This window comes from Microbacterium sp. CFBP 8794, from assembly GCF_014841235.1.
Classification (GTDB): Bacteria; Actinomycetota; Actinomycetes; order Actinomycetales; family Microbacteriaceae; genus Microbacterium.
In genome coordinates this window covers 418356-436155 of record NZ_JACYTT010000002.1, presented here as the reverse complement: position 1 = coordinate 436155, position 17800 = coordinate 418356, and the positions used below count along the sequence as shown (strand labels likewise).

The window sequence follows — 17800 nt, the reverse complement described above, 5'->3', positions numbered from 1 at the left end:
GCCCGTGTCAGGAGGTCGCCTGCGACAGCGCGAAGGCCACACCGTTGAGGTCGACGGTGCTGTTGACGCCGTTTCGCTGGTCGGTGGTGGAGCGGAACGTGATGGTCAGAGTGGCGGTCACCGTCTCTTCGGTGTCGCCCGTGATGCGGTAGGTGTTCGGAGTGGTTTCGGTGCCGAGGCCCGGCACCGTCAGGTCCACGTCGAGATAGGTCGCGAGCGCACCCGTGGTGAAGTCGTCACCGAGGGCTGCCGTGAGGTCCGCGGCGATGGTGTCCCCCTCGAGCGTCACGGTGAGAGGCTGCGACAGCGTGAGCACGTCGCCCGGAACCAGTCGCACATCGTCCAGGTCGGCCTCGTCGACGGCCGTGGCCGGCTGCAGTGCGCCCGCCAGGGTCCACGAGCCCGCCCCCAACGTCAGGTCGAGGTCTCCCGACTCCACGGTGCCGGCGCTCAACGCGGTCTCGGTCGACCAGTACGCGTACGTGCCGGCGCCACCGAGCAGGAGGGCGGTGCCGGCGGCGATCGCGAGGATCGCGACGCCTCGAGGGTGGCGCCGAACCGAACGGGTGCGGGTGGCGGGGGATGTTTCAACGGTGCGGGACATGATGTTCTCCAGGGCGGGATGCGGCTGCGGTGCGGGACCGAACCTATGAGCGCCGCCCGTCCGCGGCGCTACCGGTTTCGCCTTCCCGGTAGGGGAAGAGGCGCTGGCCGGTAGTCGGGGCGCGCGTGCGGCCAGTAGTCGCGGGTCGTTAGGGTCGGGCCATGACCATCGCTCGCGACGCCGTCGTGCTCGCCCTTCCCGATGCCGCTCCCGAGCTCGACGACACCGCGTTCGTGGCATCCGGAGCCCGAGTCGTGGGCGACGTGCGACTGTCGACGGACGCGAGCGTCTGGTACAACGCGGTGCTGCGGGGCGACAGCGCGTCGATCACCGTCGGCGCCCGGAGCAACGTGCAGGACAACGTCTCGGTCCACGTCGACGCCGGACGCCCCGTCGTCATCGGCGCCGACGTCTCGGTCGGACACAACGCCGTCGTGCACGGGTGCACCATCGGCGACGGTTCGCTGATCGGGATGGGGAGCGTGATCCTCTCGGGTGCCGATATCGGTCCCGGCTGCCTCATCGCCGGGGGAGCGGTCGTGCTCGAGGGCACCGTCGTGCCGGCGGGATCGCTCGTCGCGGGCGTTCCGGCCCAGGTGCGTCGCGCGCTGACCGACGAGGAGCGCGCGAAGATTCTGCGGAACGCCCAGACGTACGTGGCGCACACGGCTCGGCATCGCGCCGCGTCGCCGGTCACGGACGTCGACCGAGACCTCGACGGGTGGACGGACTGACCCGGGGGAGCGAATCGACGCGTCCGACGGGTGAAGTTCCGCGGCTCTGACGGGGGTCCGCGCCGGGACTGTGGTGTCGTGGCGAACGGTGTCGCTGTCGGCGATGCCGTCGCCGCCCGGGAGCCGCCATCTGCGCAACCGCCTCGTCGACCCGCCGCGAGTGGGTCCGTCTCGCAGCGGCGCGCGGATCGTGGCCGCGCGGGTCGTGGCGGCGAGCAGCGCTCTACGCCGCCTGCGGATTCGACGTACCCACGGAGGCGCAGGCGGGCCTCGAGCTCGATCTGTCGCTGGGCGGGTGGGCCGGCCCCGAGCAGCAGCGCGACGCGTACTCTCGCGAGATGCACATCACGACGCTCGGCCCCGACGAGGTCTTCGTGTTCGGATCGAACGCGTCCGGGGCGCACGGCGGGGGAGCCGCGCGGTTCGCCCTGGACCGTTTCGGAGCGGTCTGGGGACAGAGCGAGGGGCTGCAGGGGCAGGCCTACGGCATCGACACGATGTCGGGCCTCACGGTGTTCGAGGAGCAGGCACGGCGATTCGTCGCTTTCGCGGCGGATCACCCGCATCTGCGGTTCCTCGTCACCGAGGTCGGGTGCGGGATCGCAGGATATCGACCCGCGCAGGTGGCCGGGTTCTTCGCGGGAGCCGGGCAGAACGTCGTGCTGCCGGGATCGTTCCGCGAGGAGAGTCGTCGGCGATCGGATGACGATGCGGAGAATCCCTAGGCGCGGGACGGGTGGAGGGGCTGACGAGAATCGAACTCGCATCATCTGTTTGGAAGACAGATGAACACCCCTTTTGGCAGTGCCTGGACCCGCGTCGATTCGCGAATCAGTGCGGTTCCTTCGCGTCATACCGTACCCGTGTCGGGAAAAAGATTGGCCACGGATTGGCCACGGCACGCGCAGTCGATAGTCGTTCTGACCGATACGCGACCCTGGAGTCACCCATGATCCGCCCCGAGAAGATCTCGAAGTTGGAAGCCCTGTGGGCCGTCGCCGACAAGGCGTTCCGCTCGGACGACGATCACCTGCTTGACATGGCTGATGAGATTCCGGGCGTTCTGAGACGGCGGGCGGCACGGCGTGCGCGCGAAGAGGCCAAAGAGGCCGCACTGCCTCCGAGGGATCTCGTCAGTATCGAATGGACTAACGCATGGGGCAGCCAGTCATCGCAGATGGTGCCCCGCGACAAGGCGGCGGCGATGCTGCGTAGGCGCATGCGCGAGGCGCAGAACGGCCCCCAGGACCCACGTACGGGGCGCTGAGGGCATGGGGGGACAAGGACGACGAGATGTTGGCGCGGTTCATCCGTGCCATGCACGAGGACATGGAGATCCTGATCCGGCATGGCGGAGGCATCGAACGAGGCTCGCCAGAAAACGGAGGCCATCGGCCCGCTGAATCCGAGGGCGCTGGAGGTGAAGCGGAGGCAGCTGCTGAGGACGCAAGAGCAATACACGGCTGCACGAGCTGCACGTATCGCAGCGGAGAGGTCCCGTGGCCCCTAGGTGCTGCTCAGGCCGTCAGATCGCCGGTTGTCTCCTCCGGCTCGCCCGCGGTGCGTCCGTCGAGGAGCGCTGCCAACTGCTCCGCGTTGTCGAATAGGGGAACCGATCCAGCGACCATCGGCTGGGCGGCCTTGGGCTTGGGTTTGGGCTTGGGCATCGCGGCTTTCGCGGCCCTCGTCGCTATTGAGATGTGGACGTTCTCTCGTCCAAGACCTGCGCGACCTCGAAGGATTCGCCACGAACTGTCTGCTGCCCGGGTGACCAAGCCCGCGGTCTTCAAGAGGTCCAGCGCTCTCTGGACATCTGCGGTGCGTCCCTGCCCATACTGCATCCGGAGGACCGCGGTAATGTCCTCCACGGTGGTGGTGAAGGCCTCCCTCGGGTCTGCGTGCATCACTGGGAAGACGCTGACGACGAGACGCGTCGCGAGATACAGAGCAGGCACCGGATCGTTGCAGAACGCGTACTGCACTTTGTTTTGCGCAAAGTGCCCGGGCTTGACGACAAGTTGCGGCACGTCGAGCGACGCCAGCTTTAGGTCTCCGTGCGGGCGGAGATTGCCGTTGATCGATTTATCAGGCCAAAGCTGGAAGACGTACTCGTCGGGCTGCTGGGCAAACTGCATGAGTGCGGGTCGTGCATCGGGCGAGTACCAGTGATCGGTGTTGTCGAGTCGCTCGGAGAAGACGCGCTGAACGGCGTCTCCCGCCGTTTTCATTGGAGTAAGGAAGAGGACATCCACACCCTTCACGGGGACCGTGCCCCCGGTACCGTCTGGTAGCTCTGTGATCTCCGAGTAGTTCAGGAGCTGACGGCAAAGCTTTTCGACGGAGTTCTCGTGTCGAGCGATGTTCGCGATCTCGGCGACGAGACCGGTGCCATCCTTGAAGAGCACGGTGAAGTCAGGAGTGATCTTCGTCTCGGTGTCGCCCACCCGCATCTTGACGGTGGGGTAGCGCTCGAAGTGAGCGACAAGGTCGGGGAGTTCTTTCGTGTCGGTGTAGAGCCAGTGAAACGCAGAGACGACGTCAACGCTGCGGTCGTACAACTCGTACTCGCGCAGCGTCGCGGAGTCGGGCTGCGGCTTGGGCGCGTCTGCCATCTGCTGCTCAGCCGATCAGCTCTTCGATGGACACGCGCTCACGCTCTGGTGGGTCGGCGATTGACGACGCGCCAAACCGCTCACCAAGCGCCTGAGCCACACGAGCGACGGCATCCTGCGACGCGCGGTACCCCGGGTAGATCTGAATCGAGTTGGCCTCGGTCACCACGATGTCGAAGTTGGACCCGTCGCGTGAGTCGAAGAGCGCGAAGTGCAGATATGGGTTGCGATGGAAGACAGCTACTTCGGTGTGCGGCATCTGGGAGACGACATCCAGGAGTAGGCCCGTCTCCTCCCTCGTATTGAACAGGTTTGCAGACAGGTCGATGCTGAGCGCGTGGAGCTCTTCGTCCACGCCCTGCCGCGCCCTGTTGGACACCAGTTGCCGTCTGACAGCAGCAGCAGCAGCCAGGGGACGTAGGACGTTGTCCACGAAGTAGCGCGGCTGTCCGACGTAGAAGGTCGCGCCCGCGATGCGGCGGATCTGTAGGGAGACCTCGTCGGACACCATGCTCATGGTGCGCACGACGCCGCCCTGATCCTCGATGTCGTCCACCGCCTGCTGCGGCGTGGGACGAGACTGAGAAAAGCCACGCGTGATGGACGAGTGGTCCTCTGTCTTTCGCGCCGTCAGTCGCGATACGAGGATCGGACTGTAGCGCTCCAGATCCGTCGCGATTGCGAGGAAATCGGCGTGGTTTAGGAAGCACCGCGAGACTGACTGCCGCGCAGACAAAGCGCGCTCCAGCTTGTCCCAACGCTTGTCCGTCCGGGGCTGCCCTGACGCTATGTGAAAGACACCTTCGTGCCCCGTCGTGAATGCCGCTGCCGCCCACTGTCCGTCTGAGTCGGACAGTTCGAGGACGACATAGTTCGGCCCGTGGTGGCGGCGAACCGCGACACCGGCGAGCGTCAGTTCGTCAAATGGGTGCTCTCCATCCGTGAAGACGGTTTCGACCGCGACGTGCGCGGAGTTTGTGTCACCCTTCGTGCGCACGATGGAGGAGACCAAGTCGATGGGCGCGCCAAGCTGCGCCTGCGCGAGCAGGACGTAGTCGAAGCCTTCAGGACCGTCCATCAGCTCTTCCTCGAAACGACCGTGGCCCAGCACCCCCACCGGGTGCGGTTGTCCAAATAATACGGGTGGCGGACGAGCATGCTTGCACGGGCCTACCCGGCCAGTCCCTTGGCGGTCTCGCTGGTGACGATGGCGCGCACCGTCGACGGGTACCACTTACCACCCTTGGCCGTGGCCACGTTCTCGTCGTTCAGGGTGCGGGCGATGACGTTCATCGACAGGCCGTCGCTGCTCACGTATCCGCACTGCCTGCCACTCGATCCATACTTCCCATGTGCGCCGCTCGGGACCTTCGGGCAGTCCACCCAAGACCGCGATGTCAGACTTGCAGGCTCGGCGGCTGCCGCGCGTACGCACGTGCATCTGAGGCCACGGTCAGAGCCCAGTACTTTGAACACGTGAGCCAGCAGCGAGTGTTTCAGCCCTTCTCCCCTATGGATAGGGCCGACGTGTCCACGGCGTTGCTCACGTTTGTGACGCAGCTCAAGCCATTGCTGCTGAGCGGTTTCGGGGAAGGTCCCAGCGGCTCGCGTGCGCAACGCCTGGGGCTAATTCACGACCCAAACTGTTCCCAGGGTCCGTTCCCGGGTCGTAACGCAATGGAGACAGCACTGTTTGCGGCGCTCGCCGGGGTGGATCATCTTCAGTCGCTCGCTCATGCCCTCCAGCGCGCCGACGCAGCTTTCTCGACGGCTACTATCACCCGTGGTGCCGTCGAATCCTTTGCGCGAGCCTGGTGGCTGATCGAACCCGAATCTGACAACGAGGTCATGTACCGATGGCTCTCTGCCATGGCTAGCGAAATGGCGATGCTGATCAAAGTCAATCCATCGCTAGTGCTTGGTGAAATGCACGGCCGCAACACTCGCGCGGATGAGGTGCGGCAAAACGTACTGGATGACATCGGTCGCCTCACGGGCAGTAGGAACCCGCTCAATGTGTCCCCCACGAAGCTGGCCACCGAACTCGGGGATAAGACAGGCCTTCAGGGACGCTGGCGCTACTCGCACCTTTCCGGGGTCGCGCATGGTGAGTCAACCGGGATTCACGGATTTGTCGATGTCGACGACAATGCTGGTGTCTATCGGATCGGACTGAACGCGCGGTGGGCTGCGATGTATGCGCATCAGGCGTTTTTATCCGCCAGTTATGTGAGCAGACAGATGCTCGCCGTTCTGGGGCGTTCAGTTCCTCCCGGACATCCTTGTGCGGTGGCTCATGACGCCGCTTCCGAAGCTATTGTTCGAGCGCACATGAACGCCTCCACGCCATCGGCAGGCTGAGAACATGCGTGCCCTGGTTCGTGACGGCGCGAAGTCCTGCTTTGAGTGAACAGAGCTATCGCTACGAAAGTGTCACTACGTAGGCACGGGCGGAGCTGGGACGGCGCGGACTTGATGCGAGGTGCTGACGGCTCCGACAAGTCCACGGGCTCGGACGAGGGTGAGGCCGTCGACGATGATTCACTCCTATGCCCGAATCAAGACGGACAGCCCGCTCACGACGATCAGACCGGCCATCACCGTGGCTACAACCGATGTGGTGAAGCCACGACCGTTTCGCCTCGCCCGCACGATGCCAACCACTCCGAGAACAATGGCAGCGACTGTGCTCAGGAGGAGCAGGACCCCTACGGCGGGGACCGCATTCGAGGAGACGAAGCCGAGCAGCCACGCGATAGATGCGAGCGCCACCGCGATGATCGCGATGGCGGGGAGCTGACCTCGGACGCTGGTGTTCCGGTTTGGAGCAGCCGTGTGCTCAGTCCATCGAGAGCCATCCCAATAGCGCATCTGCAAAGCCCCAGCGGGGTCAGGGAACCATCCCGCCCCGACTCGCGCGTCTGCCTGGTCCGAGTCCGTCATCACCCCCCCTCAGCTAGTGCACAGATGTGCACTGTGTTCTGAAGCCGACTCTAGTGGGGTTGGGGATCGTGTCCACACCCGAGCCTGACGTTTCCCGTCTCGCGCGGCGGATGAAGCAGCTCAGAGCCGAGCAGGGCCTGACCTACGAGCAGTTGGCCGAGGCCTCCGGGTTGAGCAGACGGGGCGTCATCGCTCTGGAAACCGGTGAACGCGGCGGCACAGTCGCGACCTGGTTCAAGGTCGCGCACGCTCTGGGGAGCACGTCCGCCGCGTTCTTTGGCGTCCTGGACTAACGGCTTTGATCGACCGCTGAAGGCGTCATGCGCTTTCTGCTTCGATATCGCGCCGGAAAGTGTTCCAGTACTCGACCATGTCCGTCGCGATGATGGCCGCCTGAGCGAGTTCGGTTCGGCCCACAAGGATGAAGTGGTCGGTAGGGCTGTCGCTGCGCTCGGTGAGCAGCCACCCTGCTGTCCAACGCCTTCCGAACCAGTACCTGTCGTGCCACTCCAAGAAGGGCTTCTCGTTCTGCCGATAGTCCCCAAGCGGATCTGCGAAATAGACATCGAACCCCTGGGCATCCGCCAGGAAAGCCTCGATCTCATCGAGACTCATTGAGTGACCCATCAAGTCTGTTCCGGCCACGGCCCGATTCTCGAAGTCGGCGAGACAGTACATGCCGTGGCCGATTGCGCGGGGATCTCGCGTCCGAGATTTCCGCAGGATGAGCCCCTGACGGTACGCCATGCGGCGGAGTCTGGTTTCGCGAATCTTGTCGGTCGTTTCCATTGGGCGTCTCTCGTGACACGGGCACCGCTTCTCGGCGCGCTCATGCCCGTGATACTCCTGGCGACCCCCGGAGATACACCTTCTCGGTGATGAATGTCTGGCCATGTAGTGGCGCGTGCTTTCGGGTGCCCGTAGTCCCCAAACGCCCACACGAAAGCGAAGCGACGGGGCGATGTCGGCGGTGCGGCTTAGCGCCTGCCCCATGCCCTCGCGACGCCTGAGCCAGCGGGCTGCGCTCGATGTCGCGTTGTCGGCGACGATCTCTAGGAACTCACTGGTGAACGATCCGGGGCGCGTGTTGGCTGAGCTGCGAGCGCTCGCTGGAGACGATAACGAGCTACTAGCTCAGGTCGCGCGCACCTGTGCGGGGTACTACGACTCGTACGAGACTGCGCCGCTGTGCGCCGCGCTCGCCGCCGAGACCGCGACCGAGACCGAGGGCGCGGGGTCGTGGGTCAGGGTCGGGCGAGAACGTCGTGCACGGGGCGTTCATGGGGCTGCTCGCGACCGATACCGGGGCGGGCGGCGGGTTGAGGACGACGAACCCGGGAGCGATGAGCGCGGAGCAGGCGATGATCGTCAGCGCGGAACGCGGAAGAAATCGCGCGTGCTCGCGCACTTCTCGACATGGAGGAGGAAGTCCTCCCAGTCTGCAGACCAGTCGCTAACAAGCTTCCGGACTTCGCTCTCGGTGTAGTTGCGACCTACATCCTGCGGAGTCAGTGCTCCATGGGCAACCTGATTCCTCTGCGAGACAACCGCGTCGATACTGTTCCAGGTCCTTTTCAGAATCGTCGCGGGCGGACCAACTCGGAATGTGCGTGCCCACACTTCGATCTGAGTCCGCTTCATGAAAGAGCCGTCGTGCGGAAAGTCGTTCGTGTCCACAGTGGGGTGTTGATCGGTGCGTTCGGTCAGCTCCAACATGGTCGGAATCGCGGATACAAACAGCTTTCGCTCGCTAACATCCCGCAACGACCGCACCGAGTTACGAACTGCAAACGCCTTGAATCCCGGTTGCATCCGACGATTGCTGATTCGCATCCGCACAACAGTTTCGAGCAAGGTCCTGGTCAGTGAGGTGAGCAGCTCCTCGTACGCCGCGAACAGCAGCACAATTGCGAGTCCTCGCGCTTCGCGCGATATGGGACCGACTGCAGGCGCGGCGGGGTGGGTCTCATCGATCAGCGACATCACCACGGCTATGCGATCCTTGAGCGCCTGTCGGTGCAGAGCGACGCTGATCATTTCCCGGCGAGAAAGTGATCGCGAGACAACTTCACGCGCCCGGAGACGCTCGCGCGGTTGTTGGTTGCGCCAGTAGTAACCTTCTTGATTTCGTCGGTGGTCACCCAGTCCAGCGAGGTCGGCACAGCGAGCGACGGGTCCTGCTGCAGCGCAAGCGCCGCACCTACCGAGATGCCCTCGAAAAGGTTCACCGCCGTAGTCCCCTTGCGTGATTTCAGTCCATCCGGGAACACAGTCGCCAAATATGAGAACGTCTTGGAGAACACCTTGCGGCGCGCATCTGCCCGGGGCGTTGTTGCAGCGTCGGCGCAGAAGTCGTTCAGGAAGTCCTTCACGGAGTGGTCGAAGGCCGCGTAGCGCTCTAGGAATGCAAAGAAGCGCAAGACGTACTCCTGAGCCGTACCATCGCGCTGTTGACTCTCAGTGATTCTCACGACCGTCTTGAAGTCAGGGGTCTGGGCTAGTTCATCTAGGAGATTGATGAACTCACCCATGTAGACGCATTCGCGCACTTCATGATCAGTAAGCCTGATTCCTCCGGTGTTAAGACGCTCGAAGAGATCGAACCGGACTCGCAGGTCACTCTTGTCGTTCAGCACGATGACCTTAATGGGGCGGTCTTCCAGGCCGGTCAAGATGTCGGTGGGAAGATCCTTCGCGCTGTACCCCTCCAACAGCGTGAGCTTATCCAGATCGGTGAGGCTCGTCGGGTCGCCGTCGAGGTTGGCTCCCGCCCGCGTGGCGGGGTCGCCCAAGAAGTTCACGAGGCTGAGCAGGCGCTGCAGCCCGTCTACGACTTCCCAGGTCGTGCCACGCGTCTGATCGACGTTGGTGGCCATGAAGAGAGACGGCACCGGAATGCCCAATAGGAGCGATTCAATCAGACGTGACTGTCGTTTGCTGTCCCATCGAAACTGCCGCTGGTATGCGGGTGCTATTTCGATCCGGTCCTTGCCTACACGTCTGACCAGCTCATCGACCGTCACATCGTACGAGTCGAAGTCCACCTTGTGTCGCTGATCTGTGAGTTGGGCGCGCTGCTCTGCGGGATCGACCTTGGCCATGCGAGAAACAGTATCGGTGGAAGGCGACTGACCGGCAACCGGTTTGCTCACCATCCGGGCAGGGAACCTGCTCTGGCGGAGAAGCGAACGGTCGGGTTGACTCTGGGCGCGGCTTTACGGGGATCTTTCCCGTCTAGGACGAACGGCATTTGGGTTCCTTGCTTCCAGAACGCAAACCACGACGGATGCAGCTCGCCGCGCCGGTAGTTCCCGTACTCGGCCATGAGCATGCGGGCACGTGTCAGGAACTCGCCGTCGAAGCCCCGAGCGCCGTACGACTCATGAATGCTCCTGTCGATATCGTCTCGCAGGTCCGCGATCACAACACGGTCGGCAGCGTTCGCGATCAAGCTCGCCTGACGAAGCCGCGTGCGGAATGCCTCGTAGGACAGCCACACTTCGCCGGAGGGCTCGTAAGGACGCGTCGCGCCGCGGTCCGCGAAAGCCTCATCGTGCAGACGTCCCAGGAAATTCTCCAGCGCGTCGGTCCAGATCAGGGTGCGGTCGTCCAGCCGTTCGCCATAGCGATCTTCCTGGGCCTCAGTCTGCAACCGCCGAGCGAAAAGCCAGGAGAGCACGGCACCCGCTACGACTCCGATCAGCGTCGAGAAGATTCCTGCCCAGAACTCCGCGCCCCAGGGGTTGGGTTCCAGGGCCTGAATCACACGCTCGATGAGGTCTTCTGTCTCCATGATGCGCATCCTGGCACGGGCGACCCACGCGCTGACGACGGCGCGCATTGCCAACGGCGAGGTGTTGCCTCCGCAGGCACGAGCTGCCGCACGAGCGGAGCGGCTTGCTAGCGTGGTGCGAGACGCGAGAGCCAGAGCGACGGCGGACGGCACGAGCGCCGCGAGCTGCTGTGAAGCATCGCAAGCCGGGAGTGTCCTCGAAGAGCGAGCGTGGCTTGGAGTGCTCGACGCCGAGTTTGATCGAGCGATCCGTACCGATCCCTCCTACGTCATTGAGATAGCGTGTGCAGCGGCCAAGCTGCGCGACCGCCGGGGCGAGCTGGGCACCGCCTAGACGCACGAAGGCCCCCAGGCGGGCGGTGTACGCGATTCTGGGGGCCGTTTCTCTGCCAGAAGCTACGCCGCTTCCAACGCCCGGTAGATAGTCGGGCGGCTGACCTTGAAGTCCTCCGCAAGGGTTGAGACTGTCGCGCCGTCCGCGTGCAGCTTGCGGATGCGCTCAGCCTGCTTAGTGGTGAGGGCACTCTTCCGCCCCCCGTTGCGCCGCGCACGGGCGTCCTACGCGACGTGCGGGTGCTGCGGTCGAGGCGGTCATGCGATGAGTATCGACCGCTCCAACATCGAACCTGTTCTCGGTGTCGAACTCGGGTCTGAGGCCGTGCTGGATGCGCTTACCCGACGCGCTGGTCGTGGCGTCTGCGGTGAGTGCGCGTCACGCGCTAACCCATGGCCGGGGTTCGCGAGAATGCGCGTCACGCGCTAACCGCGTCTGAACATAGCTCGGCTTTGTGGCGCAGGCGGTGTTCGACACGAGCTAGCTCAGGACGTGGATGTGCCTGCCCTTGGGCAGGGCTCACGGTGGTGAGCACCCCCCTATGTGCAGACAGGTGCACACGGGAGGGGCGTCGTGGTTCACGTATGGAGCCAAGGCACGGGCGCATGCAGTCGCCCAACGGTCGGGATGTTGAGCACACCTCCGCGCTGACATTGTCGACCCCCGGACGTTCCTTGACGGTCGACGAGGCGGTGCTCATCGGGATGGCTATCTTGTGTCGCTGTCGCCTACAGCGGGTCTCGGGCGATCGTCCCGTCGCGTCACGTGTTCAGTTGGCCAGCGCTGACCCCGTGGATGGTGGGCCTGGCCCGCCCGGATTGGGCCAGTGCATGAGCGACCCCGAGCGGGGCGAAGGGCTGAATCTCGGTTACATCGGTCGAGAGATCCAAGAGCGACCGGAAGGAGTGATCTCAACTTCCGGTCTGGACTTTCCCCGGCATCTACGGGACGCCACCAACATGGGCCCGATTGAGGGGCTGCTGATTCGTCGAGAGCCACTGTACGCCTACCGCTCGTGCGCATGCAAGCATTCGGAATTAAGTAGCGTCGCGCGCTAAACCGGGGACGTGGAAGCGCCCGCTCCGGGGCGATGGGACGAATCAACAGCCGGGGTGGAGCGGGCGCTGTAAGCCAGCATACGACATTTTCAGATGTACCCGCTAACCTGGGCTTTTATTGCACGTTACGCGCTAACGCGGATCTCGATTCGCGATCTTCGCGGCGTTGAATCTACTGCCTTGCGTGAGTCGAGCGACCAGCGCGTCGACCTTCTCGACAGCCTCCGCGTGCTGGCGGGCGTTCGTGTGCATGTATCGCCTCGTACTCGTCGCGGACGCATGACCGGCGCGCTGTTGGACCACCTTCTCGGACGCGCCCGCTTCGGCCACCAGGCTGAGTCCGACATGACGAAGATCGTGCACACGGAAATTCTCCAGACCGGCCACGACCACAGCCTCCTTCCATGCGTCTCGGAGGCTGTTCCGCGGCATCCGCTCGGCACGCTCTCCAGCAAGAAGGGGGTGGACCCGAAGCCTCCGGGGAGTGTCTGGAGGGCGTCCACACCTCTCTGGAGGAGCTGGATCCTCTTGTGTTGACCCGTCTTTGTGTCGGCGGTGAAGCCTAGTCCGGTCTTCTGCTTGGTAACCGTCACGACTCCTTCGCGCGTCACGTCCGACCAGTTCAGCGCGATGACCTCGCCCAGCCGAAGGTGACCCGCAAACATGATGAGAATCACGGGGCGGTAGAACTCAGGCACGTGGGCCAGCACGGCGTCAAACTCTTCGACGCTCCAGGTGGGCCTATCCTTCGACTCGTCCTTCCCCGGATGCTTCACCTGACAGGGCGACACGGTGATGAGGCCCCAGTCGACGGCCTGATCCATCGCGCCTTTTAGAGCGAAGTAGGAGTTGCGCCGCTGCACTGGGTGGACCTTGTGCTTGGCCCACCAAAGGTCGACAGACTTGCGCGTGATGGCGTTGATCTTCTTCGGGCCGAAGGTAGGGCTGAGTACCGCTCGATGGATGCTCTGGAGGTTCTTGTACGTGGAGGGCTTCACCTCCAGCTCACGTAGGGTCAGCCAGTCTTCGAAGAAGGCGTCGAAGGTCACCGACCCGCGCCGGTCATCCTGGTGCTCACCCTTCTCGACCTCCCCCAGGATGCGCCGTAGCTCCCGCTCGGCCTGCGTCTTGGTGGCTGGTCTCATGACCTTCGAGCTACGTCCTCCGTCAGGGAGTGACCACCTGATTCTGAAGCCGTCGCGGTAGGGGGTGACTTGGCCTTGGCCATGGCTGCGCTTGCGCACGCTTGATCCGTTCATGTCCGTTATACGCCGGAGGCGGCTGCAAGATCAGGACTATTGGCCATCGATTGGCCATGGACCCTCATCAGCTCCAGCGAAGGGAGCCGAACTAGCTACGGAAATGGTGCCGGACCAGGCACTTTGTGTGGAGGGGCTGACGAGAATCGAACTCGCATCATCTGTTTGGAAGACAGAGGCTTTACCACTAAGCTACAGCCCCGAAATCCGGCGACTCGAGGAGTCGCGGAATCGGACTTCTCTACTCTACGACACCCGTGGGAGTGCCGCCGACACCATGCGGGGGCACTCGTGCACGGGCGGGTGGCTCCTCGGCATCCGGAGGACCGGCAGGAAGTGCCGCCCGCGGACGCATCCTGAGCGGATCAGACAACCCCGCCGCAGAGAAACCGGCGTGCCCAGGTCGATCGACTAGACTTTCCTCGGTCGTTTCGTCGGCGCGTGCCGCGCGTCGCCCCGGGGCGTAGCTCAGCTTGGTAGAGCGCCCGCTTTGGGAGCGGGAGGCCGCAGGTTCAAATCCTGTCGCCCCGACGTCACGGCCCCACAGACCACAGGCCCAATCGGCCCCCGCGTGCGCGCGGGCCACACGAGGAGAACGAACCGCATGGTCAACAGCACCGTCGAGAAGCTCAGCCCCACCCGGGTCAAGCTCCACATCACGGTCTCGCCCGACGAGCTCAAGCCGAGCATCGCTCACGCCTACGAGCACATCGCGCGCGACGTGCAGATCCCCGGCTTCCGCAAGGGCAAGGTCCCCGCCCCGATCATCGATCAGCGCATGGGCCGCGGCGCGGTCATCGAGCACGCCGTCAACGAGGGCCTCGACGGTTTCTACCGCGCGGCCGTCGACGACCAGGAACTGCGCGTCATCGGTCGCCCCAACGCCGAGATCATCGAGCTCCCCGAGCTCAAGGACTTCTCCGGTGACCTGGTCATCGACGTCGAGGTCGACGTTCGCCCCGAGTTCGACCTCCCCGCCTACGACACCCTCACGGTGACCGTCGACGCGGTCGAGGCCGATGAGGCCGGCATCGACGCCGAGCTCGACCGCCTTCGTGCGCGCTTCGGCACGCTCGTCACGGTCGACCGCCCCGCGACCACCGGTGACTTCGTCGAGCTCGACCTGGTCGCCACCATCGACGGCGCCGAGATCGACCGCGCCGAGGGCGTCTCGTACGAGGTCGGCTCGGGCGAGCTGCTCGAGGGCATCGACGAGGCCATCGAATCGCTCACCGCCGACGAGCAGACCACGTTCCGCTCGAAGCTGGTCGGCGGTGACCACGCGGGCGAAGAGGCCGAGGTCGCGGTGACCATCACCGCCGTCAAGGAGCGCGAGCTCCCCGACGCCGACGACGACTTCGCGCAGATGGCGTCGGAGTTCGACACGCTCGCGGAGCTCCGCGAGTCGCTGAGCGAGCGCGTGTCGCAGCAGGCCGTGTTCACGCAGGGCTCCGCCGCGCGTGACAAGTTCATCGAGGCCCTGCTCGAGGCCGTCGACATCCCGGTTCCGCCGGCGCTCATCGAAGACGAGGTGCACACGCACCTCGAGGGCGAGAACCGCCTCGAAGACGACGAGCACCGCGCCGAGGTCACCGAGGCGAGCGAGAAGCAGTTCCGCACGCAGATGGTGCTCGACAAGATCGCCGAAGACGCCAACGTGCAGGTGTCGCAGGACGAACTCACGCAGTACCTGATCCAGTCGGCCGCGCAGTACAACATGGCGCCGCAGGACTTCGTCAACGCGCTCCAGCAGGGCAACCAGCTGCCCGCGCTCGTCGGTGAGGTCGCCCGCAACAAGGCCCTCGCGATCGCGCTCGGCAAGGTGTCCGTCGTCGACACGAACGGCAAGGCCGTCGACCTGACCGGCTTCGTCGCCGTCGAGGGCGAAGAGCCCACCGAGGGTGACGACGAGGTCGTCGAAGAGGCGCAGGAGATCGCGGACGCCGCGGCCGACGCCGACGCCGTCGTCGAGGCCGAGGAGGCTCCCGTCGAGGAGGCCCCGAAGAAGGCTCCCGCCAAGAAGCGCGCGCCTGCCAAGAAGAAGGCCGACGACAAGGCCGCCGAGAGCGAGTAAGTCGTGACGAGGGGGCGGGTGCTACGGCATCCGCCCCCTTTCCCGTTCCCGGACTCTCTGTTGAGTGTCCAAGACACGCCGCGCGCCGCGCGCGGAGTGTCCAAGACACGCCGCGCGCCGCGCGCTCTGAGCGGCGAGTCTTGGACACTCAACAGGGGGTTTGCGCCCCGGGGCGCACGGGCGGTGCGGTGCGCGGCGCGCGGGCCGGAACCCGAGAGTGCGCACTCGGCCCCGGACCCGAGGGTTCGCACCCGGGCGCGAACCCCCGGGGGTGCGCACCCGGGCGCGAACCCCCGGGAGTGCGCGTGCGCGCGGGGCGGCGCGCCCGGCGCCGACCCCGAATGCTGTTGAGTGTCCAGGACGTGCCGCCCCAGCTTCGGTGATGCGGCGTGTTGTGGACACTCGAGTGAGAAGGACGACGCCGAGAGGGTGGAGCGACGACATGGACGACTGGCAGGACCGAGTGGATGCCGTGTGGGCAGACGAGGCGCTGGAACCCACCGCGGTGATCGCACGCATCGACGAGCTGGCCGCCGAGCGGCCCGACGACGACGCCGTCGCGCTGTTCGAGCGGGCCGGCGCACGGGACTCCGCGGGCGTCGAGAACGAGGCGGAGGTGCTCTACCGCCGCGCGCTCGCCCTCGGCCTCGACGACGAGCGGCGCACCCGCGCCACCATCCAGCTGGCGAGCACGATCCGCAACCTCGGCAAGACCGAGGAGGCCCTGGCACTGCTCCGCGCCGAGTACGAGCGCGAACCGCGCGGACCGCTGCACGATGCCGCTGCGGCGTTCTACGCCCTCGCGCTGGTGTCGACCGGTGCGCCCGAGCAGGCGGCATCCATCGCCCTCCGGGCCCTCGCGCCGCACCTGCCGCGCTATACCCGCTCGGTGACCGGGTACGCGCGAGAAATCGCCGACGATTCCCGCTGATCCGCCCGCGGCGAACACGGCATCCCGGCCCGCGGCCCGCCGGTAGATTCGTTGCAGATCACCGGAAGAGGAGCACACATGCCCGAACCCCTTATGGCAACGAGCGTCTTCGACAGGCTGCTGAAGGACCGCATCATCTGGCTCGGTTCCGAGGTGCGCGACGATAACGCCAACGAGATCTGCGCCAAGATCCTGCTGTTGGCCGCAGAGGACTCGCAGAAGGACATCTACCTCTACATCAACTCGCCCGGCGGCTCCATCACCGCCGGCATGGCCATCTACGACACGATGCAGTTCGTCCCGAACGACATCGTGACCGTCGGTATCGGCATGGCGGCGTCGATGGGTCAGCTGCTGCTGACCAGCGGCACCAAGGGCAAGCGCTACATCACGCCCAACGCGCGCGTTCTGCTGCACCAGCCGCACGGCGGCTTCGGCGGAACGTCGAGCGACATCCAGACGCAGGCGCAGCTCATCCTCGACATGAAGCGTCGTCTGGCAGAGATCACCGCCGCGCAGACGGGCAAGAGCGTCGAGCAGATCAACGCCGACGGCGACCGCGACCGCTGGTTCAGCGCCGCCGAGGCTCTCGAGTACGGCTTCGTCGACCACATGCGCGAGCACGCCACCGACGTCACCGGCGGCGGCGGGACCGCGGCCTGAGGCCGAGAGGAAAGGACACCGACATGAACATCCCCACTTTCGGCGGCGCAGCGTCGCACATGCCCAGCAGCCGCTACGTTCTTCCTCAGTTCGAGGAGCGCACGGCCTACGGCTACAAGCGCCAGGACCCGTACAACAAGCTGTTCGAAGACCGCGTGATCTTCCTCGGCGTGCAGGTCGACGACGCGTCGGCCGACGACGTGATGGCCCAGCTTCTCGTTCTCGAGTCGCAGGACCCCGACCGCGACATCATCATGTACATCAACTCGCCCGGTGGCTCGTTCACGGCCATGACGGCGATCTACGACACGATGCAGTACGTCTCGCCGCAGATCCAGACCGTCGTGCTCGGTCAGGCCGCGTCGGCAGCCTCCGTGTTGCTGGCCGCCGGTGCCCCCGGCAAGCGCCTGGCGCTGCCGAACGCCCGCATCCTGATCCACCAGCCCGCCATGGGCGAAGCGGGTCACGGGCAGGCGTCCGACATCGAGATCCAGGCGCAGGAGATCCTGCGCATGCGCACCTGGCTCGAGCACACGATGGCTCACCACACCGGCCAGGACGTCGCGAAGATCAACAAGGACATCGACCGCGACAAGATCCTGTCGGCGCAGGAGGCCCTCGAGTACGGCCTCGTCGACCAGGTGCTGACCACGCGCAAGCGCATGCCCGCGGCTCTCACCGCCTGACGCGCTTCTCGTCTCGAAGCCCCGCAGACCCGTTTCGGTCTGCGGGGCTTCGTCGTTCCTCGCGCGACTCGCCAAGAGTCGTCGCTCGAGGGCGGTCCGCAGGGACACA

At 65.1% G+C, this 17800-nt stretch carries 19 protein-coding genes, 2 tRNA genes and 2 pseudogenes; 10 read left to right on the top strand and 13 right to left on the bottom strand.

The annotated features are described in order from the left end of the window. Positions 1-7 precede the first annotated feature (7 nt). Positions 8-604 carry an alternate-type signal peptide domain-containing protein gene (locus IFU19_RS05885; RefSeq protein WP_192013184.1) on the bottom strand — a complete coding sequence of 199 codons (597 nt, stop codon included), beginning with the start codon at positions 602-604 and terminating at the stop codon, positions 8-10. A gap of 161 nt (positions 605-765) precedes the next feature. Here IFU19_RS05885 and IFU19_RS05880 point away from each other — a divergent pair, with 161 nt between their 5' ends. The 3 genes from IFU19_RS05880 (at position 766) to IFU19_RS05870 (ending at position 2605) form a co-directional block, all read left to right on the top strand. Then, positions 766-1338, top strand: a complete 573-nt coding sequence (locus tag IFU19_RS05880) for a gamma carbonic anhydrase family protein (protein ID WP_192013183.1) — start codon at positions 766-768, stop codon at positions 1336-1338. A gap of 338 nt (positions 1339-1676) precedes the next feature. Beyond that, the gene (locus IFU19_RS05875; protein WP_192013182.1) at positions 1677-2063 is read left to right on the top strand and encodes an A1S_2505 family phage non-structural protein; all 387 of its coding nucleotides are present in this window, start codon (positions 1677-1679) and stop codon (positions 2061-2063) included. Between the two features lie 224 nt (positions 2064-2287). After that, entirely contained in the window at positions 2288-2605 is a 318-nt protein-coding gene (locus tag IFU19_RS05870) for a hypothetical protein (RefSeq protein ID WP_192013181.1), read from the top strand. A 250-nt stretch (positions 2606-2855) separates the two neighbouring features. On the opposite strand, the gene IFU19_RS05865 is transcribed toward IFU19_RS05870, so the two are convergent. The 3 genes from IFU19_RS05865 to IFU19_RS05855 form a co-directional block, all read right to left on the bottom strand. Beyond that, a complete protein-coding gene (locus IFU19_RS05865; RefSeq protein ID WP_192013180.1) occupies positions 2856-3950 on the bottom strand; it encodes a hypothetical protein in 1095 nt (364 codons plus the stop codon). Positions 3951-3957: 7 nt separating this feature from the next. After that, entirely contained in the window at positions 3958-5028 is a 1071-nt protein-coding gene (locus tag IFU19_RS05860; RefSeq protein ID WP_192013179.1) for a hypothetical protein, read from the bottom strand. Between the two features lie 92 nt (positions 5029-5120). Then, positions 5121-5264 (bottom strand): recombinase family protein, encoded by a 144-nt coding sequence (locus IFU19_RS05855; RefSeq protein WP_199858607.1) that lies wholly within the window; start codon positions 5262-5264, stop codon positions 5121-5123. A 162-nt stretch (positions 5265-5426) separates the two neighbouring features. Between IFU19_RS05855 and IFU19_RS05850 the strand changes: the two genes are divergently transcribed. Then, the gene (locus IFU19_RS05850) at positions 5427-6311 is read left to right on the top strand and encodes a hypothetical protein (protein WP_192013178.1); all 885 of its coding nucleotides are present in this window, start codon (positions 5427-5429) and stop codon (positions 6309-6311) included. A gap of 186 nt (positions 6312-6497) precedes the next feature. On the opposite strand, the gene IFU19_RS17135 is transcribed toward IFU19_RS05850, so the two are convergent. Beyond that, entirely contained in the window at positions 6498-6893 is a 396-nt protein-coding gene (locus tag IFU19_RS17135; protein WP_192013177.1) for a DUF2510 domain-containing protein, read from the bottom strand. Between the two features lie 68 nt (positions 6894-6961). On the opposite strand from IFU19_RS17135, the gene IFU19_RS05840 reads away from it, so the two are divergent. Next, positions 6962-7186: a helix-turn-helix domain-containing protein gene (locus tag IFU19_RS05840; protein ID WP_192013176.1), complete on the top strand. Its 225-nt coding sequence runs from the start codon at positions 6962-6964 to the stop codon at positions 7184-7186. A 25-nt stretch (positions 7187-7211) separates the two neighbouring features. Here IFU19_RS05840 and IFU19_RS05835 read toward each other — a convergent pair whose 3' ends face one another. The 8 genes and pseudogenes from IFU19_RS05835 to IFU19_RS05805 form a co-directional block, all read right to left on the bottom strand. Continuing rightward, positions 7212-7682 carry a hypothetical protein gene (locus IFU19_RS05835; protein ID WP_192013175.1) on the bottom strand — a complete coding sequence of 157 codons (471 nt, stop codon included), beginning with the start codon at positions 7680-7682 and terminating at the stop codon, positions 7212-7214. 579 nt (positions 7683-8261) lie between these two features. Next, positions 8262-8882 (bottom strand): MAE_28990/MAE_18760 family HEPN-like nuclease, encoded by a 621-nt coding sequence (locus tag IFU19_RS05830; RefSeq protein ID WP_192013174.1) that lies wholly within the window; start codon positions 8880-8882, stop codon positions 8262-8264. Between the two features lie 44 nt (positions 8883-8926). Further along, a complete protein-coding gene (locus IFU19_RS05825; RefSeq protein ID WP_192013173.1) occupies positions 8927-9994 on the bottom strand; it encodes a DUF262 domain-containing protein in 1068 nt (355 codons plus the stop codon). 47 nt (positions 9995-10041) lie between these two features. After that, the gene (locus IFU19_RS05820) at positions 10042-10686 is read right to left on the bottom strand and encodes a hypothetical protein (protein ID WP_192013172.1); all 645 of its coding nucleotides are present in this window, start codon (positions 10684-10686) and stop codon (positions 10042-10044) included. Between the two features lie 396 nt (positions 10687-11082). Further along, a pseudogene (locus tag IFU19_RS17130) lies at positions 11083-11208 on the bottom strand (helix-turn-helix domain-containing protein); the annotation flags it as partial. Positions 11209-12210: 1002 nt separating this feature from the next. Further along, positions 12211-12510 (bottom strand): tyrosine-type recombinase/integrase, encoded by a 300-nt coding sequence (locus IFU19_RS17125; protein WP_441004768.1) that lies wholly within the window; start codon positions 12508-12510, stop codon positions 12211-12213. Between the two features lie 476 nt (positions 12511-12986). Continuing rightward, positions 12987-13223, bottom strand: a pseudogene (locus IFU19_RS17120) (hypothetical protein); the annotation flags it as partial. Positions 13224-13465: 242 nt separating this feature from the next. After that, a tRNA-Gly gene (locus tag IFU19_RS05805) sits at positions 13466-13539 on the bottom strand. Between the two features lie 255 nt (positions 13540-13794). On the opposite strand from IFU19_RS05805, the gene IFU19_RS05800 reads away from it, so the two are divergent. The 5 genes from IFU19_RS05800 (at position 13795) to IFU19_RS05780 (ending at position 17691) form a co-directional block, all read left to right on the top strand. Beyond that, positions 13795-13868, top strand: a tRNA-Pro gene (locus IFU19_RS05800). A gap of 73 nt (positions 13869-13941) precedes the next feature. Continuing rightward, the gene (tig, locus tag IFU19_RS05795; RefSeq protein WP_192013170.1) at positions 13942-15411 is read left to right on the top strand and encodes a trigger factor; all 1470 of its coding nucleotides are present in this window, start codon (positions 13942-13944) and stop codon (positions 15409-15411) included. A 442-nt stretch (positions 15412-15853) separates the two neighbouring features. Further along, on the top strand, positions 15854-16342 hold the full coding sequence (locus tag IFU19_RS05790; protein WP_192013169.1) for a tetratricopeptide repeat protein: 489 nt from the start codon (positions 15854-15856) through the stop codon (positions 16340-16342). A 78-nt stretch (positions 16343-16420) separates the two neighbouring features. Continuing rightward, entirely contained in the window at positions 16421-17005 is a 585-nt protein-coding gene (locus tag IFU19_RS05785; RefSeq protein ID WP_055836866.1) for an ATP-dependent Clp protease proteolytic subunit, read from the top strand. 23 nt (positions 17006-17028) lie between these two features. Continuing rightward, positions 17029-17691 (top strand): ATP-dependent Clp protease proteolytic subunit, encoded by a 663-nt coding sequence (locus IFU19_RS05780; protein ID WP_055836869.1) that lies wholly within the window; start codon positions 17029-17031, stop codon positions 17689-17691. Positions 17692-17800 lie beyond the last annotated feature (109 nt).